Raw genomic sequence first — 23,983 nt, forward strand, 5'->3', positions numbered from 1 at the left:
CACCACGATGATCAACCTCGAGACCCCCCGCAAGCACCGCATGCTCATCGACCAGGCACACCAGGTCGCGATGAACATGCTCCGTCCCATCTCCCGCAAGTACGACGCCGCCGAGCACTCCTACCCCAAGGAGCTCGACATGCTGGCCGCGATGATCGACGGCCTGGCCGAGTCGGGCACGGCCGAAGGGGCCGGCGCCACCGGCGTCAGCCAGGAGGCCCGCCCGGAGAAGAAGGAGCGCAAGGACGACGGCGCCCGCAACGGCGCCAACCTCGCCTCCATCCTCTCGATCGCCGAGATGTGCTGGGGCGACACCGGCCTGCTCCTCTCGATGCCGCGGCAGGGGCTCGGCAACGCGGCCATCGCCTCGGTGGCCAGTCCGGAGCAGCAGGAGCGCTTCAAGGGCCTGTGGGCCGCGATGGCCATCACCGAGCCCGGCATGGGATCCGACTCCGCTGCCCTGACCACGACGGCCACGCTCGACGGCGACCACTACGTGCTCAACGGCGAGAAGATCTTCGTCACCGCGGGCGAGCGGGCCGGCGCCGTCGTGGTGTGGGCGACCCTCGACAAGAGCCTCGGCCGCGCGGCCATCAAGTCGTTCGTGGTGGAGAAGGGCACCCCGGGGATGCGGGTGGAGCGGCTCGAGCACAAGCTCGGGATCCGGGCCTCCGACACGGCGGTCATCACCTTCACCGACTGCCGGGTGCCGGCCGAGAACCTGCTCGGCTCGCCCGAGATCGACGTGAAGGCCGGCTTCGGCGGCGCCATGGCGACCTTCGACAACACCCGCCCGATGGTCGCCGCCATGGCGATCGGGTGTGCCCGGGCCTCCCTGGACCTCACCCGGGACCTGCTCGAGCAGGCCGGGATCGTCATCGACTACGACCGGCCGGCCCAGGTGCAGAGCGCCGCGGCCGCGAAGTTCCTCCAGATGGAGGCCGACCTGGAGGGTGCGCGCCTGCTCGCCATGCAGGCCGCGTGGATGGCCGACAACCGCCTGCCCAACTCGCTGGAGGCCTCGATGGCCAAGGCCAAGGCCGGGCGCGTCGGCTCCGACATCACCCTGTCCTGCGTCGAGCTGGCCGGCACCTTCGGCTACAGCGAGGCCGAGCTGCTGGAGAAGTGGTCGCGGGACTCCAAGATCCTCGACATCTTCGAGGGCACCCAGCAGATCCAGCAGCTGATCGTCGCCCGCCGGGTGCTCGGCCTCTCCAGCGCGGAGCTGAAGTAGCCCCACACGGGACGCCCCGCGCTGGCGGCGGACTAGGTTGCGGCCATGAGCAGCCCGCACATGTCGCCCGAGGAGTTCCGTCGTCACGGTCACGCGGCCATCGACTGGATCGCGGACTACTGGGAGGGACTGGACGCCCGACCGGTGCGATCCCAGGTGGCGCCGGGTGAGGTCGCCGCCCGGCTGCCCGCCGCGATCCCCGAGTCCGGCGAGGACTTCGGGGCGGTGCTGGACGACCTCGACCGGGTGCTGATGCCCGGTCTCACGCACTGGCAGCACCCCCGCTTCTTCGCCTACTTCCCGGCCAACTCCTCACCGGCCGCGGTGCTGGGTGACCTGCTCTCCAGCGGGATCGGTGCCCAGGGCATGCTCTGGGCCACCAGCCCGGCGCTCACCGAGGTCGAGCAGGTCGTCCTCGACTGGCTCGCGGAGGCCATCGGCCTGCCCGCGGAGTTCGGCTCGGCCGGGCCCGGTGGCGGCGTCATCCACGACACCGCCTCCACGGCCACCTTCACCGCCCTGCTGGCCGCCCTGCACCGGGCCACCGGGGGTACGGCCAGGGCCGACGGGGTCGACCGTCGGCTGCGGGTCTACGCCTCGACGCAGGCCCACTCCTCCCTGCACAAGGCGGTGATCATGGCCGGCCTCGGCGAGGCGGCGCTGCGCACGGTCGCGGTGGACCCCGTCACCCAGGCCATGGACGTGGCGGACCTGCGCCGGGTGATGGCCGAGGACGCGGCGGCGGGCCTGGTGCCGGTCCTGGTGCAGGCCGCCGTCGGCACCACCTCGACGGGGGCGGTCGACGACGTGGCCGCCCTCGGCGAGGTGGCCCGGCAGCACGGGGCCTGGGTGCACGTGGACGCCGCGTGGGCGGGGGTCGCGGCGCTCTGCCCGGAGCACCGGTGGCTGCACGCGGGGGTCGGGGAGCACGCCGACTCCTACGTCACCAACCCGCACAAGTGGCTGCTCACCACCTTCGACTGCAGCGCCTTCTGGGTGCGCGACCGGGCAGCCCTCACCGGTGCGCTCAGCCTGGTGCCCGAGTACCTGCGCAACCCGGCGAGCGAGACCGGGAGCGTGGTCGACCTGCGCGACTGGCATCCGCAGCTCGGCCGGCGGTTCCGGGCGCTGAAGCTGATGGCGGTGCTCCGCACCTACGGACGGGCCGGGCTCCGGAGCCACATCCGCTCCGGCGTCGCCCTGGCCGGCCGCTTCGTCGCCCTGCTCGGCCAGGACGACCGGTTCGAGCTGGTCACCGAGCCGGTTCTCGGCCTGGTCGTCTTCCGGCTCGTCGCGGGCGACGAGGCGACGCTTCGGGTGATGGAGGCGCTCAACGACTCGGGGATCGCCTACCTGAGCCACACCAGGGTCGAGGGCGCCGCGGCGATCCGGCTGGCCGTGGGCGGCTGGCGCACCGGGGAGGACGACGTGCTGACGACGTGGCGGGCGCTGGTCCGTCTCGCCGACGAGCTCGAGGCCTGACCGGGGCGATCAGGGTCTCCGGCGGCTGTCGGGGCTGGTCAGGGGGCGGCGAGCGGCACCCGGGCGGCGGCCCCACAGGCGGGTGCCGGCAGGTAGCGCGGCGCCGGCCACGACCGTGCCGCGAAGCCCGCGCCCACCTCCTCCAGCACCCGCTCGCGGGCGCCCACCGGCGCGAGCACCAGGGCGCAGCCCCCGAACCCGCCGCCGGTCATCCGGGCGCCCCAGGCGCCACCGGCCAGCGCCCGTGAGACCACCACGTCGAGCTCGGGGCAGGAGACCTCGTAGTCGTCGCGGAGACTGGCGTGCGAGGCGGAGAAGAGACGGCCCACCTCGGCCCAGTCGTCGCGAGCCAGGGCCGCCACCACGCCCCTCACCCGTTCGTTCTCCGTCCGCACGTGGCGGCGCCTGCGGCGGCCCGTGTCGTCGAGCGTCCCCGGGTCCGCGACGGCGAGCGCGGCCTCGGCCTCGGTACGCCGCGTCCGGTAGGCGCCGTCCGCGTGCGCGTGCCGGGTCCGGGTGTCGACCACGAGGAGCTCCAGCCCGGCGCGGTCGGGGCGCCACGGCACGTGGCGCCGGGTGCCGTCGCCGAAGTCGAGCAGCAGTGCGTGCCCTGGCCGCGCGAGCAGCACGACGCTCTGGTCGAGCCCCCCGGTGGGGGCGCCGACCCCGTCGACCTCCGCGGAGACGCAGGGCGCCACCAGCGCCGACGGGGGAGCGGTGCCGAACGCGGTGGCGACCGCGCAGATCAGCGCGGCCGAGCTCGACAGCCCGGCGCCCACCGGCACCGAGCTGTCGACCAGGAGATCCAGACCGCCGCCCTGTCCGCCCGGCTGTCCCACCGCAGCCAGGGCACTGGTCACGTAGGCGGCCCACCCGGACGCGGGTGCGCCGGCCGGGCCGGTCCAGGGGTCGGCAGTGGCGGTGCTGTGCAGCCTGACCCGACCGTCGTCGCGCGGCGCGGCGGCCACCCAGGTGGCGTGGGGCAGGGCGATGGGCAGGCAGAGCCCGCCGTGGTAGTCGGTGTGCTCCCCGATGAGGTTGACCCGCCCGGGCGCCCGGGCCACCACGGTGGCGCTGCGGCCGAAGACGTCGCGGAACCGCCGGTGCACGGGGCGAGCCAGGTCGGGCGACAGCGGGTCGAGCATGGCGAGGAGCCTAGAGGGCTGCCGGGGCAGCGGTAGTTTGGCCAGGTGAGATTCCTCGGTGACAGCACGCCTCCCCACGACCTGACCTACGGCGACGTCTTCATGGTGCCGCGCGGCTCGGCGGTCGCCAGCCGCTACGACGTCGACCTCGCCACCGTCGACGGCAGCGGAGCCACGCTCCCGTTGATCGTCTCGAACATGACCGCGGTCGCCGGACGCCGGATGGCCGAGACGGTGGCCAGGCGCGGCGGCCTGACGGTGCTGCCGCAGGACATCCCGCTGCCCGTCGTGGCCGAGGTGCTCTCCTGGGTCAAGAGCAGGCACCGGGTCTTCGACACCGCGATCGAGCTGTCGGGTGACCAGACGGTGGGCGAGGCACTCTCCCTGATCCCCAAGCGGGCCCACCGTGCAGCCGTGGTGGTGGAGGGTCGGCGTCCGGTCGGGGTGGTGGTCGAGGACGACTGCGGCGGGGTCGACCGGTTCACCCAGGTCCGTGACGTGATGACCACCGACCTGGTCCGGGTCGCACCGGAGACGGACCCGCGCGAGGTCTTCGACCGCCTCGAGCACTCCCGCGCCCCGCTGGCGGTGGCCGTCGACGAGCGTGGTGAGCTGCTCGGTGTGGTGACCCAGCTGGGTGCATTGCGCGCGACTCTCTACACGCCCGCCGTGGACGACACGGGCCGGCTGCGGGTGGCCGCGGCGGTGGGGGTCAACGGCGACGTCGCCGAGAAGGCCGCCGGGTTGCTGGCCGCCGGGGTCGACTGCCTGGTGGTGGACACCGCGCACGGCCACCAGCAGCGCATGCTCGACGCGCTGCGCGCGGTGCGGGCGCTGGACCCGCAGGTCCCGGTGGTCGCCGGGAACGTCGTCTCGGCCGAGGGGACCACCGCCCTGCTCGACGCCGGCGCGGACATCGTGAAGGTGGGCGTCGGACCCGGCGCCATGTGCACCACCCGGATGATGACCGGGGTGGGCCGACCCCAGTTCTCCGCGGTGCTGGAGTGTGCCGAGACCGCCCGGGAACGCGGCGGTCACGTGTGGGCCGACGGCGGCGTGCGGCACCCCCGCGACGTGGCCCTGGCGCTGGCCGCGGGAGCCTCGGCGGTGATGATCGGCTCCTGGTTCGCCGGCACCCACGAGTCGCCGGGCGACATGCTCCAGGACGCAGAGGGGCGGCTGTTCAAGCAGTCCTTCGGGATGGCGTCCGCGCGGGCGGTGGCCAACCGCACCTCGCACGAGTCCGCCTTCGACCGGGCCCGCAAGGGGCTCTACGAGGAGGGGATCTCCTCCTCGCGGATGTACCTGGACCCGGCGCGTCCCGGGGTCGAGGACCTGGTCGACGAGATCTGCAGCGGGGTCCGGTCGGCCTGCACCTACGCCGGGGCCCGCACCCTGGAGGAGTTCCACGAGCGCGTCGTGGTCGGTGTCCAGTCGGCCGCCGGCTTCCACGAGGGCCGCCCCCTGACGAGCAGCTGGTGAGCCGTCCGGCACCCGGCCGCCGGTTCCTGCTGGTGGCCGCCACGGCCGCGGAGGCGGCCCACCTGCCGACCGGCCACCCGGTGGTCGTGACCGGACTGGGCAAGACGGCGGCCGCGGCGCGGACGGCGCACGCGCTGGCGTCGATGGGCGACCTCACCGGGCTCACCGTTTTCAACGTCGGCACCGCGGGGGCGCTGCGTCCGGGACTGGAGGGCCTGCACGAGCCCGGGGTGGTCCTCAACCACGACATCGACGCCGACGCCGTCCGGGCCCTGGGCTACGACCCGCAGGAGCAGCTCGTGGTCGGGCCGGGGGCCGTGGTGCTGGCCACCGGCGACCTCTTCGTCACCGACCCGCAGGTTCGCGACGTGCTCGCCCAGCGCGCCGACCTCGTCGACATGGAGGGCTACGCGGTCGCCTGGGCGGCCCAGGCGGTGGGCGTCCCGGTCCGCCTGGCCAAGCACGTCTCGGACCAGGCCGACGAGTCCGCCAAGGACTGGCCGGACTTCGTCGACACCAGCGCGCGGGTCCTCGGCCGGTGGGTCGAGGAGCAGGTCAGCGTCGGCGGATAGGATCGCGCTCGTGAGACTGAGGAGACGAGTCGCCGACGACGAGCAGCTCGACTACGTCTTCGTGATGACCTACGGCCGTTCCGGGTCGACCCTGCTGATGGGGATCCTCAACTCGATCCCCGGCTACCTGATCCGGGGCGAGAACCGCCACGCCGTGCGCCACCTCTACGAGTTCCACCGCAGCGGGCTCGTCGAGCAGGCCCGGGTCAACCCGCGCAACGCCCAGGCGTCGACGCATCCCTGGTTCGGGATCCACGGCTTCGACGAGGACGCGTCCCTGCGCGACGTCAGGCGCCTGGTGCTCGACACGCTGCTGCGTCCCGAGCCCAGCACCCGGGTGACGGGCTTCAAGGAGATCCGCTGGTACGACCAGGACCTCGCGAAGTACGTCGACTTCCTGCGCCAGGTCTTCCCCGGTGCGCGATTCGTGGTCAACACCCGCAACCTGCCCGACGTCGCGGCCAGCGCGTTCTGGCGGCACAAGGACGACCCACTGGGCCGCCTGGAGGTGATCGAGGAGCGGATGCTGGGGGTGGCCGACGAGCTGGGGGACGCCGCCTACCGGGTGCACTACGACGACTACCGCGACGACCCCGGTGCGCTGCGGGGGCTCTTCGACTGGCTGGGGGAGACCTTCGAAGAGGCGCGGATCGCCAAGACCCTGGCGGTGCCCCACTCGATCAAGGCCCGCGCCTGAGGCTCAGACCCGGCGCAGCACCGTGACGGCGAAGTCCGAGTCCTGGGTCCAGGGCTCGAGGTCCCAGGTGCCGAACCGGTGGTCGACCCGGAAGCCGACCTCGACCGCGTCGGCGTCGAGGCGGTCCCAGCTGTAGGCCTCGGGGTCGCGACGGAAGCCGAGCACCAGCCGGCCGCCGGGGCGCAGGTGCGCGTGCAGGCGCTCCAGCACGGCCCGCTCGGTGTCGGGGGCGAGGAAGAGCATCACGTTGCCCGCGCAGACAACGAGGTCGAAGGGCTCGGTGTCGAGGTCCAGGGTGGAGAGGTCGGCGACCCGGTAGGTGGGGCCCGGGTGGTCCTTCTCGGCCGCCTCGATCAGCACCGGGTCGACGTCGACGCCCCACACCTCGTGGCCTCGCGCCGCAAGGGCTCCCGCCAGTCGGCCGGGCCCGCAGCCCGCGTCGAGCACCCGGGAGCCACGCGGCACCATCGCGTCGACCAGCCGCGCTTCACCCTCCAGGTCGGCGCCGTCGGCGGCCAGGGTGCGGAACCGCTCCACGTACCACTGGGAGTGCGAGTCCTTGGTGTCGGTGAACCAGCGGGGCCGGGCCGCCTGGCCCGTGGTCTCGGTGCGGTCGGGTCGTCCGGTCTGGCCAGTCATGCCCCCATGGTGACCCATCGCCTCAGCCGCGCGAGCTGCGGGCGGTGCGTCCGCGCACGACCCCGACGAACGCCTGGGTGGTGTCGTCGTCCCGGTCCCGGCGCCAGGCCAGGACGACGCGGGTGGTGGGCAGGTCGGTGACCACGCGGTGCACGACGTCCTTGCGGTGGTGGAGCCTGGCCACCGACATCGGCAGCACCACGACGCCGGTGCCGCTGGCGGCGACCTCCACGGCCTCCCGGCTCGACATCGGCGGGAACGCCAGCTGCTCCGCGGTCGCCGTCACCCCCTCGGGCACACCGAGGACGAACTGCTCGTCGGCGAGGTCGGCGGCCGTCAGCTCCTCGAAGAGGGACGCCGGGTGCTCCACGCCCACGACGACCACCGGCAGCTCCTCGTAGAGCGGGATGCAGAAGAGGTCGTCGCTGACGCCGGGCAGGGGGAGCCGGCCGAGCACCATGTCGGCGCGCCCGTCGTCGAGCACCGCCCGCTGCTCCGCCTCCTCGACCGGGAGGAGCTCGAGCCGCTCCCGGGAGCGCTCCCGCCAGGCGCGCGCCCACTTGTCGGGGGTGGCACCGGGGACGAAGGCGACGCGCAGGGTCATGCGGGCAGCCTTTCACGACCCAGGCGGGTCCCACGAGGCGACGGCGCAGGCACGGCCGCGCCGCCGTCGAGGCTGACTCGCGCGCCGCCCTACGTGGGCGGCTCCGTGCTGCGGTCGCTGGGCGGAGCGGCCTGCTGGCCGCGCCGGTCCTGATCCTCCTGAGCCGTCGGTGTCACCGCCGCAGCGGTCCCGGGCCCGGGGTCCTGGGCCGCGGCGGCCCCGGGGTCGTGACGGTGCCGGGGCAGCAGGAGGGCGGGCAGGATGATCAGCGCAGTCAGGGCGAACGCGACCCAGAAGGCGAACCCGAAGGAGCCGGAGAGCAGGGGACCCACCACCTCCATCTCGCTGCGCGGGATAGAGGTGAGCTCGGTGCTTCCGCTGCCGCCGCCGGCGCTCTTGGGGGCGAGGCCGCGCGAGGCGATCTCCCCGGTGAAGTGGTGGGTGAGGGCGGTGACCAGGACCGCGCTGCCCAGGGAGGCGCCGACCTGCTGGATCGCCGACAGGGTGGGGGCGGCCCGGGAAGCCTTGTCGCTGCTGAGCCGGCTGTAGGCCGAGGAGATGGTCGGCATCATGACCGAGCCGATCCCGAGGCCGCGCACCACCAGGGACAGCGAGAGCCACCAGTAGGAGGAGTCGGTGCTCACCTGGGTGAACGGGATGGTGCCCACCAGAGCGAGCACCACCCCGACCGGCACGATGTAGCCGGCGCCGTACTTGTCGGTCAGGCGGCCGGTGAGGAGCACGGCCACGATGGCGCCCAGCCCCTGCGGCGCCATCAGCAGCCCGGCCTCCAGGGCCCCCGCGCCCCTCACGGTCTGGTAGTACAGCGGCAGCAGCAGCATCCCGCCGAACATGCCGATGGCGACCAGGAAGATCGCCGCGGTGCTGCTGGCGAAGACCCGGTCGGCGAGCAGCCGGACGTCGATGATCGAGTCGGCGCCACGGATCATGCTGTACCCGACGTAGAGGGCCAGGCCGACGCCACCGCCGACGAGCCAGCCCGCGACGCCCCACTCGTCGAACCCGCCGCGGGCGCTGGCCTCGGAGAGGCCGTACAGCAGTCCGGCCAGGCTGCCGGAGAGCAGGACCAGGCCCACGACGTCCAGTCCGCCGACGTCCTCGGTCGCGCTGCCTCCCGGCAGCTTCCAGAGGGCCAGGACGACCGCGAGGATGCCGACGGGGATGTTGACGACGAAGATCCAGTGCCAGGTCGTGTACTCGACCAGCAGCCCGCCCAGGACGGGGCCGAAGACCGGGCCGAGCAGCATCGGCACCCCCAGGATCGCCATCGCGCTGCCCATCCGGTCGGGGCCGGCGGCGCGGGCGATCATGGTCTGCCCCGCCGGCAGCAGCATGCCGCCGCCGAGCCCCTGGAGGATCCGGAAACCGATCAGGCTCTCGATGTTCCAGGCGGTCGCGCAGAGGGCGGAGCCGATCACGAACATGATCACCGCGGTGATCCAGATCGGCTTCGAGCCGAATCGGTCGATGGCCCAGCCGGTGATCGGGATGACCATCGCGACGGAGAGCAGGTAGCCCGTGACCACCCACTGGGTCCGGGTCAGGGAGGCGTCGAGGTCTGAGCTCAGGGTGTCGAGCGCGACGTTGACGATCGTGCTGTCCAGGACGGACATGATCATCCCCGAGACGACGACCAGTCCCGTGACGACGACAGTGCGGTCGAGCGGGGCGCGCTGCGCGGCGGTGGTGGTGGCCAAGGAGGGCTCCGGCCGTGAGGTCTGGGGGAGGACGTCGGCGACCGGAACCGGTCATGGGAATCGCGAGGTGCTCGTCGGGTCACGCTACACCTGGCGCTTGGTCGGGATGGACGACAATCGCCACAGGCGTTCCTTGAGCCTCACCCGTTACGGGCGCCAGGGCTGGGACGAGCAAGTCCTTGTGCCCGGGCCTGTCGGGTGGTCTCCGCAGGACCGGGGCCGCTCCCGCCGGCCTCGACGGAGGCGACGAACCCCGGCCCCGGCGTCACGCCACGGAGCGGAACGGGTCGTGCTCGGCCAGGATCCTCTCCACCCTGGCCTGGTCGATCCGGGAGACGACGTTCTGCTCCTCGTGCTTGTCGCGCACCACCTTGGCGAGGGTGAACGTCGAGGAGACGAGGAAGAGAGAGGTCATGGCGACGAACCCGCGCTGCCACGGGTCGAGCGGCAGGTAGAGGACGGCCCAGAGGAGCCCGATGACGGAGACGCCGAAGGCGATGGCCGCCTGGGCGAAGAAGGCGGAGGTGGTCTTGACGGCGGGGTTCTTGGTGGTTTCCATGCCGATCATCGTGCTCGACGGCGAACCGGCGGCGGATGGGTGCGCGTACTCAACCTCGAGGGGAAAGAAGCGAGGGGACTGCCCCGAGTTCGGTTGACGCCTGACCTGTGAGGATCGCTCCTCGCTGGAAGGATGTCCCTCGTGGCAAAGCCCTATCCCAAGGGGGTCCGCGACGACGTCGTGCGAGTGGCCCGCCAGGGCCGGTCGTCACTGGCGCAGATCGCGAAAGACTTCGGCCGAAGGATCGCTGGCGAACTGGATGAAGAAGGCCGACATCGAAGACGGCAAGCGTCCGGGTATGACCGATGACGACCGCAAGGAGCTTCGCGAAGCGAACAAGAGGATCCGCCTCCTCGAGCAGGAGAACGAGGTCCTTTGCCGGGCAGCCGCGTATCTGTCTCAGGCGAACCTGCCGGGAAAGTAGTCTTCCCGCTCGTCCGTGAAATGGCCGCGACCGGTGTCCCGATCAGGGTGCCGGTCGCGGTGGCGTGCCGGGTCCTGGGTCTGACGACCCAGGGGTACTACAAGTGGCTCAAAGATCCCGTGTCCCAGCGCGACTGGGACGACGCCCACCTCGTCGACGTCCTCTACGACATCCACGAGGACGACGCGACGCTCGGGTATCGATTTCTCACTGACGAGCTGGCCGACGAGCACGGCATCACCGTCGGGGAGAACCCCGTCCACCGGCTCTGTCGCATCGCCGGGATCAGCGCGAGTCATCACAAGGAGCGCTCCAAGCCAGGTACCACCGGGCCGGCCCCCCACGACGACCTACTCGCGGTCGTCGACGAGCACGGCGTGATCCGGCACGAGTTCATCGCCGACGCACCCAACAAGGTGTGGCTCTGGGACATCTCAGAACACCCCACGCGAGAAGGCAAGCTCTACATCTGCGCGATCAAGGACGTCTTCTCCAACAAGATCGTCGGGTACTCCATCGACTCGAGGATGAAGTCGTCGCTGGCACAGGCAGCGATGCGGAACGCCATCGCGCTCCGTTCCCCAGTCGGGACCGTTTGTCATTTCGACAGGGGCGGTCAATTTCGTGCCAAGCGCACCCGCAGCTCTTGGAGAACAACGGCCTGGTCGGGTCGATGGGCCGCTCCTACGGGGCCGGGGACAAGCCAGCATGGAGAGCCTCTTCGCGCTCCTGCAGAAGAACGTGCTCAACAGCCGCCGGTGGGACACCCGCGACGAGCTGCGGCTCGAGATGGTCCGCTGGATCGAAACGAAGTACAACCGCCGCCGACGACAGCGAGGACTTGGCAGGCTCACGCCCGTCGAGTTTGAGATGATCTACGCGGCCGCAGACGCGGCCTGAACACCGCAACCGCTACGCGTCAACCAAAGCGGGGCCAGTCCCAGAACGGGGTCAACGTCAAGGTGCAGTGGGAGCCGGGACAACCCCGAACTGACAAGTGGAACATGGGGCACGAGCCCGAGAGGCCGTACCACGTAGTGCCGGACGAGTACCTGTCCGGGAAGATCACTCTCCGGCAGTTTCTTGACGAGTGGCACGACCCCTCCAGCTACGTGCCCGAGCACCCAGGCCGTAACCAGTCCGGGGTCGACGAGGTAGTGCCGAGACCCCGCAGAAAGGACAGGTAGAACTGATGGGATGGCTGAGCCGGAAAGAACCTCGCGACACTTCCGAGTTGTATGGCGTGCTGCGGCGTGGAACGTGGGAGGAGTTTGAGGCTGTCTATCGTCCGACGTTCGCGAACTATGACGGGTTCAGTAGCTGCACACTGCTCACGTTGGCTCTGCGCCACAAAGACCCGGAGACCCGGAGAAGATCGTGAACCGACTGCTCGACGACGGAGCCGACGTTACCGCGCGGCACCCCCTGCACGTTCTCGTCTGGGGCAACACCCACGACTTCGAGAGTGAGGCTCGGCTGCTCCAGCGGATGCTGGACCTCGGTGCTGACGTCAACGCAATTATGGGGAATGAGGGAACCCCCTTGGAGGCCGCTGCATCGACGTTTAAGTACACCGACGCGGACCTCAAGCCGTTCTACGACGTCTTGCTGGCACGTCCAGACATCGACTTACTGCTCCCCAGTGTCCACGGCCGCACCGTGCTGGGAAACCTCCGTGTGTGGTACTCCCACCGGGCGGCGCTCGTCGAACGGTGCGAGGCACTCCTCACCGAGCGCGGCATTCCAGTGCCCGGCCCGACCAATGAAGCACCCTGAGACCCACAGACCCGTTTCCACTGGGGGTAACGCATGGCCCACGAGATGATCGAGTTCATCCCCAATGCAGGCGCGTGCCTGGTGACCAAGAACGTCCTGTCCCGGGCCCAAGGCCTAGTAGATGCAGGCCGCATCATCCTGAGGAAGACATTGTGACCGAAACCGGCGCAGGGCTAGAGCGGCCTGGTCAGGAGTCGGCGATCCTCTCGGACCTGCGAGGTGCCGGGTTCGACGTCTCTTCTCTTCACGACCTTCGAGAGGGAGCGAGCAACTACAAGGCGGCGATACCGGTCCTGGTGGACTGGCTCCCGCGAGTGTCCGACTTCGGACTCCACGAGTCGTTGCTGCGTGCCCTCTCCGTGCCCTACGCGAAGAACGCCGCGCTGGAAGCGGTCATTGAAGACTTCATTGCCATTAGCACTGGGGATTCAGAAGCAGACATCGAACTGCGCTGGGTGGCAGGGAACGCCCTAGAGGTGCTCTGGGATGACCGCGCCTACGAGGAACTGCGTGCCCTGTGTGTGAATCCGGCGTATGGGCGAGCCCGCCAAATGGTCGTCCTCGGCATGGGGAAGTCGAAGCACCCTGGAGCCGTGGACACTCTTACGGGGCTGCTCGAAGACGATGACGTCCGTCTCCATGCTGTTCTGGCACTCCGTCGGTTGCGTCCCCCCGCTGCGCGGCCAGCGTTGGAGAAAGTCCGAAACACGAGCGACTCGCATCTGCGAAAAGAGATCGACAAGACACTCGCCAAGTTGGGCGACTGATCAGGGTTAACCGGATCGCACGCATGCCCAGCGCTTCCAGGATGCCCAGGGCTGGCCAGGTGGAGTAGGGCACTGACGTGCGTTCGCGTATTCGAGCGAAGAGCCGTCGCGCCGTCCTCCTGACTGAGCCCCCGAGAACACACCGTGAGTCCCAACGTGACCGTGCGACGACGGCTACGTCGACGTCAACCGATGCATGGGGCCTAGGAGCAGCGAACATCCGGGCGCGCGAGTTGCGCCCAACGTGCGGCCGACGACGGACTCACCGAGGTCGGGTCGAACACGCTCACGGTGATCGGCCTCGTGGCCACCTGACGCAATGCCCCCGACCCCTCAGTACGTGAAGTACCGGTGCCGCAGTCGTGACCTGGTCGAGGCCAGCCCCGCCGTGGCCACCCATCCGGCCAACGTGTCTCTTGGTCAGGCCGAGGTACTGAACGAGGTCCTCCCGTGGATTGCCTCGCTGTTCGCACCGGCCGGTCGAGCCGCGTTGCTGGACGACCTGTTGGGCTGGGCGGAGAAGCCGACGAAGGTCGATGCCCGCCGCGCCACGAGCGAGCGGAAGTTGGCTGAGATGGAGAGGGGCCTGGCGAACTTGGTGTCGGCCATCGAGGCGGGCACTGACCCGGCCCTTCTGGCGGGTCGTATCAGTGAACTGACCGGCGAGAAGAAGGCGCTCGTTGACGTGCTGGCACCGGCACCCGTCACGGAGGTCTCGGTGACCCGCGAGATGGTCGAGACCTACTTGGACTCGTTCGTGGCCGTTGCCACGGAACTGGACCCCACCGACGTGAACGCCGAACTGCTGCACGCGTTCTTCGATACGGTGCGGCTGCGCATCGTCTACGAGCCTGCTACCCGCGTGGCCCGCGCCGAGGTCGTCCTCAAGGGAGGGGCCCCGGAAATGAACCAACCCCACGCTGGGGCCGATGTGGCCCCAGGTGGGGTTAGCGTGCGTGTCCGAGGGGGGACTTGAACCCCCACGCCCTAATACGGGCACTAGCACCTCAAGCTAGCGCGTCTGCCAATTCCGCCACCCGGACGAGTGCGGTGAAACCCTAGCAACACCGGAGCGGAATGCCGCAATCGGGGTCATGGCGTTTCGCGCTCGGGCCCCAGCCGGTCAGGATGGGGGCATGGACATGGACAACGTCACCGAGCGCCCGCCCGTGGACCCGCAGCACGACCCCGCCGCGGAGGTGGTCGACCTCTGCCGTGACCTGGTCCGGATCGACACCTCCAACTACGGCGACGGCTCCGGGCCTGGGGAGCGGAAGGCGGCCGAGCACGTCGCGACCCTGCTCGACGAGGTCGGCATCGCCTCCGAGCTGATCGAAGGGGCGCCGGGGCGCACGTCGCTGGTCGCTCGCTGGGGCGGCTCGGAGGGCGACGCGCTGCTGCTCCACGGCCACCTGGACGTCGTCCCCGCCGCCGCGGAGGACTGGACGCACGACCCCTTCGCCGGCGAGATCGCCGACGGCTACCTCTGGGGCCGGGGCACGGTGGACATGAAGGACTTCGACGCGATGCTCCTCTCGGTGGTGCGCGCCAGGGTGCGCTCCGGCCGGGTGCCCCGGCGGCCGATCGTCCTGGCCTTCACCGCCGACGAGGAGGCGGGCGGCCACCAGGGGGCCGAGGTCCTCGTCCGCGACAGGCCCGAGCTGTTCGAGGGCGTCACCGAGGCCGTCGGCGAGGTGGGGGGCTTCACCACCACGGTGCGCGGTCAGCGGATCTATCTCATCGAGGCGGCCGAGAAGGGGATGGCCTGGATGCGGCTGCGCGCCCGCGGCACCGCCGGCCACGGCTCGATGGTCAACCGCGACAACGCCGTCACCGAGCTGGCCGGGGCGGTCGCGCGGATCGGCGCCCACCAGTGGCCGGTGAGGCTGACCCCGGCGATGGAGGTGCTGCTGGCCTCGGTGGCCCGGATCGCCGGGACCGAGGCGACGCCGGAGAACGCCGAGGCGCTCGTCGAGGAGTTCGAGAGCTCGGCGCGGATGCTCGGCGCGGTGATCCGCAACACCGCCAACCCCACGATGCTCGACGCCGGCTACAAGGTCAACGTCATCCCCACCGAGGCCACCGCCCACATCGACGGCCGGTTCCTGCCGGGCTACGAGGACGAGTTCTTCGCCACGCTCGACGAGCTCTGCGGCCCGCACGTGACCCGGGAGTTCATCAGTCACCAGCAGCCCTGGGAGTCGGCCACCGAAGGCCACTTGATGGACGCCATGACCCGGTCGATCCTGGCCGAGGACCCGGACGGCATCGTGGCGCCGTACCTGATGAGCGGCGGTACCGACGCCAAGCACTTCCGCAAGCTGGGCATGTCCTCCTACGGCTTCGCGCCGCTGCGGCTGCCGGCCGACCTCGACTTCGGCTCGCTCTTCCACGGGGTGGACGAGCGGGTGCCGGTCGACGCCCTGGAGTTCGGCGCGCGGGTCTTCGACCGGTTCCTCGACCAGGCCTGAGGTCCCTGGCACCAGGGTCCAAGGTCGCCCGAGGATCGGGCCGTTGGCCCCTAGTCCTCCCCGACGCACGGCGCCAAGACTCGGGGATGCGGTTGGCTCGCCCGGACGGGGCGCGGCGGCCGCCGAGGAGGACCCGTGCCGACGCTGCGTGGAATCGCCCTGACGACGACCACTTGCCTGCTGGCCACGCTCACCGTGGCGCTCGCGCCCGCGGCGATGCGGGCTCCTGCCTCCGCCGACCCGCCGACCGGGGGGACGACGATCGTCTCCGAGACGTTCACCGGCTCCTCGGTGCCCGACCCGGCCTGGACGCGCCAGGGCATCGCCTGCCTGACCGGTGCCACCACCGCCCCACCGGCCGGCGCGGCCCAGATCCCCGGCTGTGCGGCGTACCGGACCGGCCCGGTCCCGGGCCTCGGGAACACCCCGGGATACCTGCAGCTGACCGACGCGAGGACGCAGACCGCGGGCAGCGTGCTGTACAACCAGCCCGTCCCCGCGACGGCCGGGGTGACCATCACCTTCGACCAGTTCCAGTACGGGGGCACCGGCGCAGACGGCATCGGGTTCTTCCTCGTCGACGGCTCGACCGACCTGACCGACACCGGCGGTCTGGGCGGCAGCCTGGGGTACGCCCAGCGCAGCGCCACACTGGGCGGCGAGGACGAGCCGGGCATCGTGGGCGGAGTCCTCGGCGTCGGGCTGGACAGCTACGGCAACTACTACGACGACGGCGAGAACCGCGGCACTGGCTGCCCCGAGGGACAGCGCTCACCCTCGACGGCCGAGGGTGCAGTGGCGCCGAACGTCATCACCCTGCGCGGCCCCGGCGACGGCTTCACCGGCTACTGCTACCTGGCCTCCACCACGCCGGACGACCCGGACGACCCGGACGACCCGGGTACCACGCTCAGCGGCACGCTGCGCGGCCGTACGCTCGCCGCGTCCTGGCGGCAGGTGAACATCACCGTCACGCCGGCGCCTGACCCCAGGGTCATCGTCCAGGTCCGGTACAACCCCTCCGCGGCCAACGACCCCTGGATCACCGAGCTCGACATCCCCGCTCCGGCCGACCTGCCGAGCACCTACAAGTTCGGGCTGTCGGGCTCCACCGGGGGCGTGACCGACGTCCACCTGATCCGCAACGCGGTGGTCCGCTCGGTCGTCCCCCTCGCCCAGCTCCAGCTCGAGAAGCAGGTCGACCGCAGCGCCGGCGCCCTGCCCGCCGTCATCACCGCAGGCACGGTCATCCCTTACCAGTACACCGTCACCAACGCGGGGAGCGAGAACCTCTCGACCCTGTCGATCACCGACGACACCATCACGGGGCCGATCACCTGCGACGCCACCACTCTGACCCCAGCGCCAGGCCCGGGGTCGACGACGGTGTGCCGTGGCACCTACACCGTCACCGCGGACGACGTCTCCGCCGGCGAGGTGGTCAACACTGCGACAGCGAGCGCCCTGAATCCCGGGGGTGACACGGTCACCTCCCCGGAGGCCACCGTCACCGTCCCCCTGACGAGCAGCCTCGACCTGACCAAGAGCGTGCAGACGGAGCCGCCGTACGTCGCCGGTCAGGAGGTCGAGTACCTCTACACGGTGACGAACACCGGCGGCTCCACCGTGACCAACATCGCCGTCACCGACGACCGCGTCTCCTCGGCGACCCTCCTCTGCGAGGCGAACGTCCTGGCGCCGGGGGCAACGACCACCTGCACCGGCACGTACACCGTCGACACCGCGCAGGCCAACGCTGCCGGGAGCATCGTGAACACCGCCGTGGCCGCGGGGGAGACCCCGATCGGCCAGCAGGTGGAGTCGCCCGAGGCCCAGGAGAGCATCGGGATCAACACCGACATCGCCGTCACCAAGACGGTCGACGAGCCGGACCCGTCCGTCGGCGACACGGTCACCTTCACCGTCACCGCGACCAACAACGGCCCGGCAGCCGCCACCGACGTCGTCATCAGGGACCAGCTGCCCGCGTCGCGGCTCACCTTGCTGACCTCGAGCACCTCCGGTGCCCAGCCGTCCGCCTACGACACGGGCGCAGGTGAGTGGTCCATCCCGGCGCTGGCCGTGGGGAACGCCGTCACCCTGACCATCACCGCGCGGGTCGACACCAACGGCGTGGTCTCGAACACCGCTAGCCTGACCAGGCTCGACCAGTTCGACACGAACGCCGCGAACAACAGCGCCACGGTCACCCTCAACCCCTCGTCCCTCGACCTGGCCGTGACCAAGGAGGTCATCGGCTCGGCGGAGGTCGCGGCCGGGGAGCCGGTCACGTTCCGGGTCACGGTCACCAACCTCGGCCCGCGTCCCGGCACCGGGATCACCGTGACCGAGGACCTGCCCCCGGGGCTGACCTTCCGTCCCGGGGACTCCGGAGGAGACGGCACCTTCGACCCGGCCACGAGCGTCTGGGACATCGGCTCCCTCGGCGTGGGCGAGTCCGCGGCGTACGACTTCACCCTGGGCACCAACAGTCCCGGCACGTTCACGAACGCGGTCAGCATCGCCTCCGTGTCGCCCACCGACATCAACAGTGCCAACGACTCGGCGTCCGCCAGCGTCGGGGTGCGCACCCCGGTCGCCGACCTCGTCATCATCAAGGGCGCCTCCCCGCTGGAGGCCGTGGTGGGGGACACCGTCACCTACACGGTGACGGTGCTCAACCGGGGCCCCGACACGGTGCGTGACGTCTTCGTCACCGACACCGGCGTCGAGGGCGTGACCGTGGTCTCCACCACCGCCACGCAGGGCACGGTGAACCCCACCAGTCGTCGGTGGGACGTCGGCACCCTGGAGGCCGAGGAGAGCGCCGTCCTCACCATCACCGCCCAGCTCGACACGGCGGGCACCAAGGTCAACCTCGCCACGGTCGACGCGCCCCTGCACGAGGACCCGACCCCCGAGGACAACGAGTCCAGCGCCACCGTGCGGACCTTGGCCCCCGCCGTCGACATCGGCGTCACGAAGTCCGTGGACCGGCCGGACGGGGCCGGGTCGGTCGACGAGATCCCGCTGGGTGAGGACGCGGTGTTCACCATCACCGCCACCAACAACGCCGTCGCCGGGCAGACCGCCACGACGGCCACCGGACTCGTCCTCGCCGACGTGCTCGGCGAGGGCCTGACCTTCGTCTCCGCCTCCGGCGACGGCACCTTCGACGCCGAGGACGGCACCTGGACCGTCGGCTCGCTCCCGGTCGGTTCGACCGTCACGCTCACCCTCCGGGCGACCGGCACGGTGGTCGGGCAACGTGCCAACACCGCCAGTCTGGCCAACGTCGACCAACGAGACATCGATCCGACCAACGACTCGGCCTCGGCCACGGCCACCTTCGTCGAGCTCGCCGACCTCGCGATCACCAAGGACGTCGACCGCCCGGTCGCCCAGCCGGGCGACACCGTCCTCTACCGGATCCGGGTCACCAACAACGGCCCCAACGCCACCGACAACACGATCACGGAGGATCCTGCGCTCATCCAGGCCAACATCACCGGGCACACGACCGACAACGGGACCTTCGACGTGGAGAACCGAATCTGGACCATCCCGCGCCTGGAGTCCGGGGAGACGGCCACGCTGGAGGCCTCCGTCCTCATCGGCGAGCGCGCGTCGGGGACCTACCGCAACCTGGTCGCGATCCAGCAGTCCCGGGTCGAGGACCGCAACCCGGACGACAACGTCGACGACGCCCAGCTCTTCGTGCCCGTCGCCGACGTGGCGGTGGAGAAGACCGTCGACGATCCCAACCCCGTCGTGGGCGGGACCGTGACGTTCACCGTCGGGGTCCGCAACCTCGGTCCCGACACCGCCGACAACGTGAGCCTGGCCGACCAACTGCCGGCAGGACTCACCTATGTCGACAGCACGGCCTCCCAGGGCACCTACGACCCGGCCACCGGCACCTGGCAGGTCGGGGACCTGACCCCCGTCGACCTGCCCACGGCCGGTGCCCAGGCGACGCTGCGCATCACCGCGCGGGTGCCCGGGGTGGGCACCTTCGCCAACACCGCCACCTCGGACCGGACCGGCTCCTTCCCCCGCGACCCCGACCTGACCAACAACACCAGCACGGTGTCGGTGACCGCCGGCCAGAGCCCCGGGCTGGTGCTGGAGAAGACCGCCAGCCCCGCGACCGTCACCACGGCCGGGCAGCAGGTCACCTACTCGTTCACGATCACCAACACCGGCAACGTCCCGGTCAGCGGTGTGGGGGTCGCCGAGGACGCCTTCACGGGGACCGGCGACCTACCCACCCCGACGTGCCCCGCGGGGGCCGCCCAGCTGGCGCCGGGGGCCAGCGTGGTCTGCACGAGCGTCTACACCGTCACCGCTGCGGACCTCCGGGGTGAGGGACTGCGCAACACGGCCCGCGCGACAGGCTCGGACGCCACCGGGGGACCCGCGTCCTCGCCGCCCGACGGTGCCGTGGTGCAGGTGGACGCCGGAGCGCCCGCCCGACCGCGGATCCGGACGAAGACGTCCGAGCGCCGCGTGGAGCCGCGCGAGAGGTTCCACGACCGGGTCCGGGTCACGGGCCTGGCGCCCGGGACCTCGGTGCCCGCGGTCGCCCGGCTCTACGGACCCTTCACCTCCCGCGCCGCGGCCTCCTGCCGCCGGGCCAACCTGGCGAGCACCGTCACGTGGCGGGCACGCGCCGGCTGGACGAAGAGCCCGAAGGTGAGCGCGGCGGCGCCCGGCGTCTACACCTGGAAGGTGACCACCGAGGCGACGACGGCCAACGAGTCGGCGACGACCCGGTGCGGCCTGAAGTCGGAGACGACGACCGTCGCCAAGCCGTCGTACAAGCCGCCCGTCGTGCCCAGTGGCTTCTCCGGCACCCTCCGGGACCCGGAGTCGTCCCGAGTCTCGAAGGCCTCGATCCGGGCGTCCGGCTTCGGACTGCGTGCGCAGGTCGTCCCGACGGGTATCTCGCGCGGGCGCATGGATCTGCCCGCCGACGTCCGACTGACCGCCTGGCTACGCCGTTCCGCGGGCTACGGCGACGCCATCGGCACCACCGTGGTCGCCGGTCACGTGTCGGACTGGCACGACCGACCCGGTGCCCTGTGGGGACTGCGCCGTGCCGAGCAGGGGCAGGCCCTGAGCGTGCGCAGCGGCGGGAAGACCTACCGGTACGAGCTGTCGGAGACGAAGAAGTACGACCGGGCCAGCAAGCTGCCCCAGCGCTTCTTCCGCACCACCGGTGCCCACCGGCTCGTGCTGATCAGCTGTACCGACCGGGTGGTCTACCCCAACGGACGCTTCCACTACACGAAGTACCGGGTGGTCGTGGCGAAGCCGGTGGGCGTCACCAGAAGGTCGGGCGGACCTGACGAATGATCTTGCGTCGCAGCAGCACCCGGCGCATGCCGTCGGCGGTGATCCGCACCCGGGCCAGCTCCCAGCCGCCGTGCTCGGCTCGCTCCACGAGCAGCTGGCGCACCGTGTTGCGGGAGACCTCCGGGGGATAGGTGACCGAGTCGAACTCCCACTCCACCCCGGGGCGCGGCGGCCGGCGCAGCACCCGGCTCATCAGTCCGCCGAGACGTCGTCGAGGGCGGCGACGATCTCCGCGGGCAGGACCAGCTCCTCGGTGCCCAGCACGTCGTGGAGCTGGGCGGCGGTGCGCGCGCCGACCAGCGGGGCGGTGACGCCGGGGCGGTCGCGCACCCAGACCAGAGCCACCTCCAGGGGGCTCCACCCGAGCCCCTCGCCGGCGCGGGCCACGGCCTCGACGATGCCGCGTCCCCGCTCGTCGAGGTAGGAGCCGACCCGGTCGGCGAAGTGCGGGGTCGCGCCCGCAGAGTCGGCCGGCGTGCCGGTGCGGTACTTGCCGGTCAGGACGCCTCGGGCCAGCGGGGACCACGGGAACACCCCCAGCCCCAGCGCGCGGGCCGCCGGCAGCACCTCGAACTCCACGTCGCGACTCATCAGCGAGTACTCCACCTGGGTGGAGACGACCGGCGCCCTGCCGGGCCAGGCCCGCTGCCAGGTCACCGCCTGGGCGCTCTGCCAGCCGTTGAAGTTCGAGATGCCGGCGTAGGCCGCGCGACCGGAGGACACCGCGGTGTCCAGGGCGCTCAACGTCTCCTCCAGGGGCGTGGCGCCGCTCCACACGTGCACCTGCCACAGGTCGACGTGGTCGACGCCGAGCCGGCGCAGGGAGGCGTCGAGCGTCCTCAGCAGCGCGCCGCGGGAGGTGTCGACGTTCCGCTCCCCGCCGCGGCGGGAGACCCCGGCCTTGGAGGCCAGCACCACCTCGTCGCGGCGCACGACGTCGCCCAGCAGGCTGCCCAGCAGGCTCTCCGAGGCGCCGTCGCCGTAGCCGGCCGCGGTGTCGACCAGGGTGCCGCCGGCCTCGGTGAACGCGATGAGCTGGTCGCGTGCCTCGTGCTCGTCGGTGTCGCGCCCCCACGTCATCGTGCCGAGGCCGAGGCGGGAGACCTGGAGGCCGGTGCGACCGACCGAGCGCTGCTGCATGCGCACAGGCTAGTCAGCCCCCCGTGAGCCCGCCCGCGCGGCTCGCCGGACGCGGTGCGGGACCGAGCGCGGGGGCGCCCTAGGCTGTTCCCCCATGTGGGATCTGTTCAAGGCCGTGGTGCTCGGAACCATCCAGGGGCTGACCGAGTTCCTCCCGATCTCGAGCAGCGCCCACCTGCGGATCTTCCCCGAGCTCTTCGGGTGGGGCGACCCCGGAGCGGCGTTCACCGCCGTCATCCAGATCGGCACCGAGCTGGCGGTGCTCATCTACTTCCGCAAGGACATCTGGCGCATCGGCAGCAGCTGGGTGCGCTCGATCTTCCAGCCCGAGCACCGGGGGACGCTGGACACCAGGATGGGCTGGTTCATCATCTTCGGCTCGCTGCCGATCGTGGTACTGGGCGTGCTCCTCAAGGACGTCATCGAGCGGGACTTCCGCAACCTGTGGATCATCGGTGTCGCCCTCGTGGTGATGGGTGTGGTCCTCGGCATCGCGGACCGGGTCAGCCGCGGCGACCGGAAGATCAAGAACCTCACCTTGCGCGACGCCCTGCTGATGGGCGGCGCCCAGGCGCTGGCCCTGATCCCCGGGGTCTCGCGGTCGGGAGCGACCATCTCGATGGGGCGCTTCCTGGGCTTCGAGCGGGAGGCCGCCACCAGGTTCGCCTTCCTGCTGGCCATCCCGGCGGTGGTCGGCGCGGGCATCTTCGAGCTCCAGGAGATCCCGCACGGCGACAACACCTACGGGTGGGCACCGACCATCGTGGCCACCGTGGTCTCGTTCGCGGTCGGGTACGCCGCCATCGCGTGGCTGCTGCGCTACGTCTCCACCCGGTCCTACACCCCGTTCGTGATCTACCGGGTGCTGCTCGGCGGGGCCACCCTGCTCCTGCTCGGCACGGGCGTGCTGACGCCCTGACCGGGGATCAGAGCCAGCCCACCCGGCGGAACCACCAGGCCAGCGCGATGACCGACGCGGCCATCAGGGCGAGCGCGAACTCGAACCCGAAGTCCGACTCCGGCGAGGGCTTCAGCTGCAGGTTCATCCCGTAGATCCCGGCCACCAGGGTCGGCACCACCGCGATGCCGGCCACCGCGGAGATCTTGCGCATGTCCTCGTTCTGCTGCAGGGAGATCCGGGCCACGTGAGCGTCGAAGGCGCTGGAGAGCAGCGTGTCGAGGGTGTCGACGATCTCCGCGACCCGCAGGACGTGGTCGTCGACGTCGCGGAAGTAGGGTGCGGTGCCCTCGGGGACGTCGGCCACCTGGCCGGCGGCCAGCAGCCGCAGCGGCTCCCGGAGCGGCAGCACGGCGCGGCGCACCTCGGCCAGCTCCCGCTTGAGTGCGTAGATCCGGGCGGCGTCGCCCTCCTGGGCGGACCGGCCCTCGGAGAAGACCGACTCCTCCACCTCGTCGACGTCGACCTCGAGCTCGGAGGCGACGTCGCCGTAGTCGTCGACCACCTTGTCGAACACCGCGTACATCACCGCGGCGGGGCCGTGCGCGAGGACCTGGGCCCGACCCTCCAGGTCGCGCCGCGAGCCCTGGAGGTCTGCGCCGTCGCCGTGCCGGACGGTGACGACGTAGTCGGGCCCCAGGAAGATGCCGATCTCGCCGGTCTCCACGGCGTCGTGCTCGTCGACGTACCAGAGGGTCTTGAGCACCAGGAAGATCATGTCCTCGTAGCGGTCGAGCTTGGGCCGCTGGTGGGCGTTGACCGCGTCCTCCACCGCGAGCGGGTGGAGCCCGAACGCGGCGGCGACCCGAGCCATCTCGCCGTCGTCCGGCTCGTGCAGGCCGACCCACTGGAAGTCCCCGGGCTCGCGCCCGGCACCGACGCCCGTGATGTCGTGGACCGGCAGGTCGTGGAGCATCCGCTGACCGGCCCTGTACACCGCGTTGTCGACGATCACGT

General features: G+C 71.2%; 20 protein-coding genes, 1 tRNA gene and 1 pseudogene. 13 read left to right on the top strand and 9 right to left on the bottom strand.

Features of this window, described 5'->3' with window-relative positions; genetic code table 11:
* Positions 1-7: 7 nt before the first annotated feature.
* Both AC4BGE_RS13395 and AC4BGE_RS13400 read left to right on the top strand, forming a co-directional pair.
* Positions 8-1,234, top strand: a complete 1,227-nt coding sequence (locus tag AC4BGE_RS13395; protein WP_490575608.1) for an acyl-CoA dehydrogenase family protein — start codon at positions 8-10, stop codon at positions 1,232-1,234.
* A gap of 45 nt (positions 1,235-1,279) precedes the next feature.
* Entirely contained in the window at positions 1,280-2,716 is a 1,437-nt protein-coding gene (locus tag AC4BGE_RS13400) for a pyridoxal phosphate-dependent decarboxylase family protein (protein WP_490575609.1), read from the top strand.
* 38 nt (positions 2,717-2,754) lie between these two features.
* Here AC4BGE_RS13400 and AC4BGE_RS13405 read toward each other — a convergent pair whose 3' ends face one another.
* Positions 2,755-3,861: a galactokinase gene (locus AC4BGE_RS13405; protein WP_490575610.1), complete on the bottom strand. Its 1,107-nt coding sequence runs from the start codon at positions 3,859-3,861 to the stop codon at positions 2,755-2,757.
* 45 nt (positions 3,862-3,906) lie between these two features.
* Between AC4BGE_RS13405 and AC4BGE_RS13410 the strand changes: the two genes are divergently transcribed.
* Genes AC4BGE_RS13410 through AC4BGE_RS13420 form a run of 3 tightly spaced genes read left to right on the top strand, consistent with a single transcriptional unit; the run spans position 3,907 to position 6,612 of the window.
* A complete protein-coding gene (locus tag AC4BGE_RS13410) occupies positions 3,907-5,343 on the top strand; it encodes a GuaB1 family IMP dehydrogenase-related protein (protein ID WP_490575611.1) in 1,437 nt (478 codons plus the stop codon).
* Positions 5,340-5,915, top strand: coding sequence for a nucleosidase (locus AC4BGE_RS13415; RefSeq protein WP_490575612.1), 576 nt, complete (start codon positions 5,340-5,342; stop codon positions 5,913-5,915). The genes AC4BGE_RS13410 and AC4BGE_RS13415 overlap by 4 nt, the downstream gene beginning before the upstream one ends.
* Positions 5,916-5,925: 10 nt before the next feature.
* On the top strand, positions 5,926-6,612 hold the full coding sequence (locus AC4BGE_RS13420; RefSeq protein ID WP_490571378.1) for a sulfotransferase: 687 nt from the start codon (positions 5,926-5,928) through the stop codon (positions 6,610-6,612).
* A gap of 3 nt (positions 6,613-6,615) precedes the next feature.
* Here the strand turns inward: AC4BGE_RS13420 and AC4BGE_RS13425 are convergent, their stop codons facing one another.
* The 4 genes from AC4BGE_RS13425 to AC4BGE_RS13440 form a co-directional block, all read right to left on the bottom strand.
* On the bottom strand, positions 6,616-7,251 hold the full coding sequence (locus tag AC4BGE_RS13425) for a class I SAM-dependent methyltransferase (protein ID WP_490575613.1): 636 nt from the start codon (positions 7,249-7,251) through the stop codon (positions 6,616-6,618).
* Positions 7,252-7,273: 22 nt separating this feature from the next.
* Complete coding sequence (locus AC4BGE_RS13430) at positions 7,274-7,855, bottom strand: LysR substrate-binding domain-containing protein (RefSeq protein ID WP_490571376.1); 582 nt, start codon at positions 7,853-7,855, stop codon at positions 7,274-7,276.
* Positions 7,856-7,944: 89 nt separating this feature from the next.
* Positions 7,945-9,573: an MDR family MFS transporter gene (locus tag AC4BGE_RS13435; protein ID WP_490575614.1), complete on the bottom strand. Its 1,629-nt coding sequence runs from the start codon at positions 9,571-9,573 to the stop codon at positions 7,945-7,947.
* 265 nt (positions 9,574-9,838) lie between these two features.
* Complete coding sequence (locus AC4BGE_RS13440) at positions 9,839-10,132, bottom strand: YiaA/YiaB family inner membrane protein (protein WP_490571374.1); 294 nt, start codon at positions 10,130-10,132, stop codon at positions 9,839-9,841.
* Between the two features lie 141 nt (positions 10,133-10,273).
* Here AC4BGE_RS13440 and AC4BGE_RS13445 point away from each other — a divergent pair.
* The 5 genes and pseudogenes from AC4BGE_RS13445 to AC4BGE_RS13465 all read left to right on the top strand — a co-directional run bounded on the left by AC4BGE_RS13445 (position 10,274) and on the right by AC4BGE_RS13465 (position 14,075).
* Positions 10,274-11,456: pseudogene (locus tag AC4BGE_RS13445) on the top strand (IS3 family transposase).
* A 62-nt stretch (positions 11,457-11,518) separates the two neighbouring features.
* Positions 11,519-11,743 carry a GH-E family nuclease gene (locus tag AC4BGE_RS13450; protein ID WP_490575615.1) on the top strand — a complete coding sequence of 75 codons (225 nt, stop codon included), beginning with the start codon at positions 11,519-11,521 and terminating at the stop codon, positions 11,741-11,743.
* Positions 11,744-11,933: 190 nt separating this feature from the next.
* The gene (locus tag AC4BGE_RS13455) at positions 11,934-12,332 is read left to right on the top strand and encodes a hypothetical protein (RefSeq protein ID WP_490575616.1); all 399 of its coding nucleotides are present in this window, start codon (positions 11,934-11,936) and stop codon (positions 12,330-12,332) included.
* Between the two features lie 152 nt (positions 12,333-12,484).
* The gene (locus AC4BGE_RS13460) at positions 12,485-13,099 is read left to right on the top strand and encodes a HEAT repeat domain-containing protein (RefSeq protein ID WP_490575617.1); all 615 of its coding nucleotides are present in this window, start codon (positions 12,485-12,487) and stop codon (positions 13,097-13,099) included.
* 340 nt (positions 13,100-13,439) lie between these two features.
* Positions 13,440-14,075, top strand: a complete 636-nt coding sequence (locus AC4BGE_RS13465; RefSeq protein ID WP_490575618.1) for a hypothetical protein — start codon at positions 13,440-13,442, stop codon at positions 14,073-14,075.
* Here AC4BGE_RS13465 and AC4BGE_RS13470 read toward each other — a convergent pair.
* Positions 14,057-14,142, bottom strand: a tRNA-Leu gene (locus AC4BGE_RS13470). The genes AC4BGE_RS13465 and AC4BGE_RS13470 overlap by 19 nt on opposite strands.
* A 93-nt stretch (positions 14,143-14,235) precedes the next feature.
* Here AC4BGE_RS13470 and AC4BGE_RS13475 point away from each other — a divergent pair.
* Both AC4BGE_RS13475 and AC4BGE_RS13480 read left to right on the top strand, forming a co-directional pair.
* Positions 14,236-15,570, top strand: coding sequence for a M20/M25/M40 family metallo-hydrolase (locus AC4BGE_RS13475; protein ID WP_490572284.1), 1,335 nt, complete (start codon positions 14,236-14,238; stop codon positions 15,568-15,570).
* Between the two features lie 135 nt (positions 15,571-15,705).
* On the top strand, positions 15,706-20,928 hold the full coding sequence (locus AC4BGE_RS13480) for a DUF7507 domain-containing protein (protein WP_490575619.1): 5,223 nt from the start codon (positions 15,706-15,708) through the stop codon (positions 20,926-20,928).
* On the opposite strand, the gene AC4BGE_RS13485 is transcribed toward AC4BGE_RS13480, so the two are convergent.
* Positions 20,897-21,121, bottom strand: a complete 225-nt coding sequence (locus AC4BGE_RS13485; RefSeq protein ID WP_490572282.1) for a DUF5703 family protein — start codon at positions 21,119-21,121, stop codon at positions 20,897-20,899. The genes AC4BGE_RS13480 and AC4BGE_RS13485 overlap by 32 nt on opposite strands.
* A complete protein-coding gene (locus AC4BGE_RS13490) occupies positions 21,121-22,068 on the bottom strand; it encodes an aldo/keto reductase (protein WP_490572281.1) in 948 nt (315 codons plus the stop codon). Before AC4BGE_RS13490 ends, AC4BGE_RS13485 begins: the two co-directional genes overlap by 1 nt.
* Before the next feature lie 94 nt (positions 22,069-22,162).
* Between AC4BGE_RS13490 and AC4BGE_RS13495 the strand changes: the two genes are divergently transcribed.
* Positions 22,163-22,987: an undecaprenyl-diphosphate phosphatase gene (locus AC4BGE_RS13495; RefSeq protein WP_490572280.1), complete on the top strand. Its 825-nt coding sequence runs from the start codon at positions 22,163-22,165 to the stop codon at positions 22,985-22,987.
* Between the two features lie 7 nt (positions 22,988-22,994).
* Here the strand turns inward: AC4BGE_RS13495 and AC4BGE_RS13500 are convergent, their stop codons facing one another.
* Complete coding sequence (locus tag AC4BGE_RS13500; protein ID WP_490575620.1) at positions 22,995-23,981, bottom strand: magnesium and cobalt transport protein CorA; 987 nt, start codon at positions 23,979-23,981, stop codon at positions 22,995-22,997.
* Between the last annotated feature and the right edge of the window lie 2 nt (positions 23,982-23,983).

Source organism: Nocardioides sp. Z50_6 (genome assembly GCF_058215755.1).

Excerpts from the sequence above, each read along its gene's own strand:
- AC4BGE_RS13395 (WP_490575608.1), top strand. The coding sequence starts at position 8 with ATGATCAACCTCGAGACCCCCCGCAAGCACCGCATGCTCATCGACCAG.
- AC4BGE_RS13400 (WP_490575609.1), top strand. The coding sequence starts at position 1,280 with ATGAGCAGCCCGCACATGTCGCCCGAGGAGTTCCGTCGTCACGGTCAC.
- AC4BGE_RS13405 (WP_490575610.1), bottom strand. The coding sequence starts at position 3,861 with ATGCTCGACCCGCTGTCGCCCGACCTGGCTCGCCCCGTGCACCGGCGG.
- AC4BGE_RS13425 (WP_490575613.1), bottom strand. The coding sequence starts at position 7,251 with ATGACTGGCCAGACCGGACGACCCGACCGCACCGAGACCACGGGCCAG.
- AC4BGE_RS13430 (WP_490571376.1), bottom strand. The coding sequence starts at position 7,855 with ATGACCCTGCGCGTCGCCTTCGTCCCCGGTGCCACCCCCGACAAGTGG.
- AC4BGE_RS13440 (WP_490571374.1), bottom strand. The coding sequence starts at position 10,132 with ATGGAAACCACCAAGAACCCCGCCGTCAAGACCACCTCCGCCTTCTTC.
- AC4BGE_RS13475 (WP_490572284.1), top strand. The coding sequence starts at position 14,236 with ATGGACATGGACAACGTCACCGAGCGCCCGCCCGTGGACCCGCAGCAC.
- AC4BGE_RS13485 (WP_490572282.1), bottom strand. The coding sequence starts at position 21,121 with ATGAGCCGGGTGCTGCGCCGGCCGCCGCGCCCCGGGGTGGAGTGGGAG.
- AC4BGE_RS13490 (WP_490572281.1), bottom strand. The coding sequence starts at position 22,068 with ATGCAGCAGCGCTCGGTCGGTCGCACCGGCCTCCAGGTCTCCCGCCTC.
- AC4BGE_RS13495 (WP_490572280.1), top strand. The coding sequence starts at position 22,163 with ATGTGGGATCTGTTCAAGGCCGTGGTGCTCGGAACCATCCAGGGGCTG.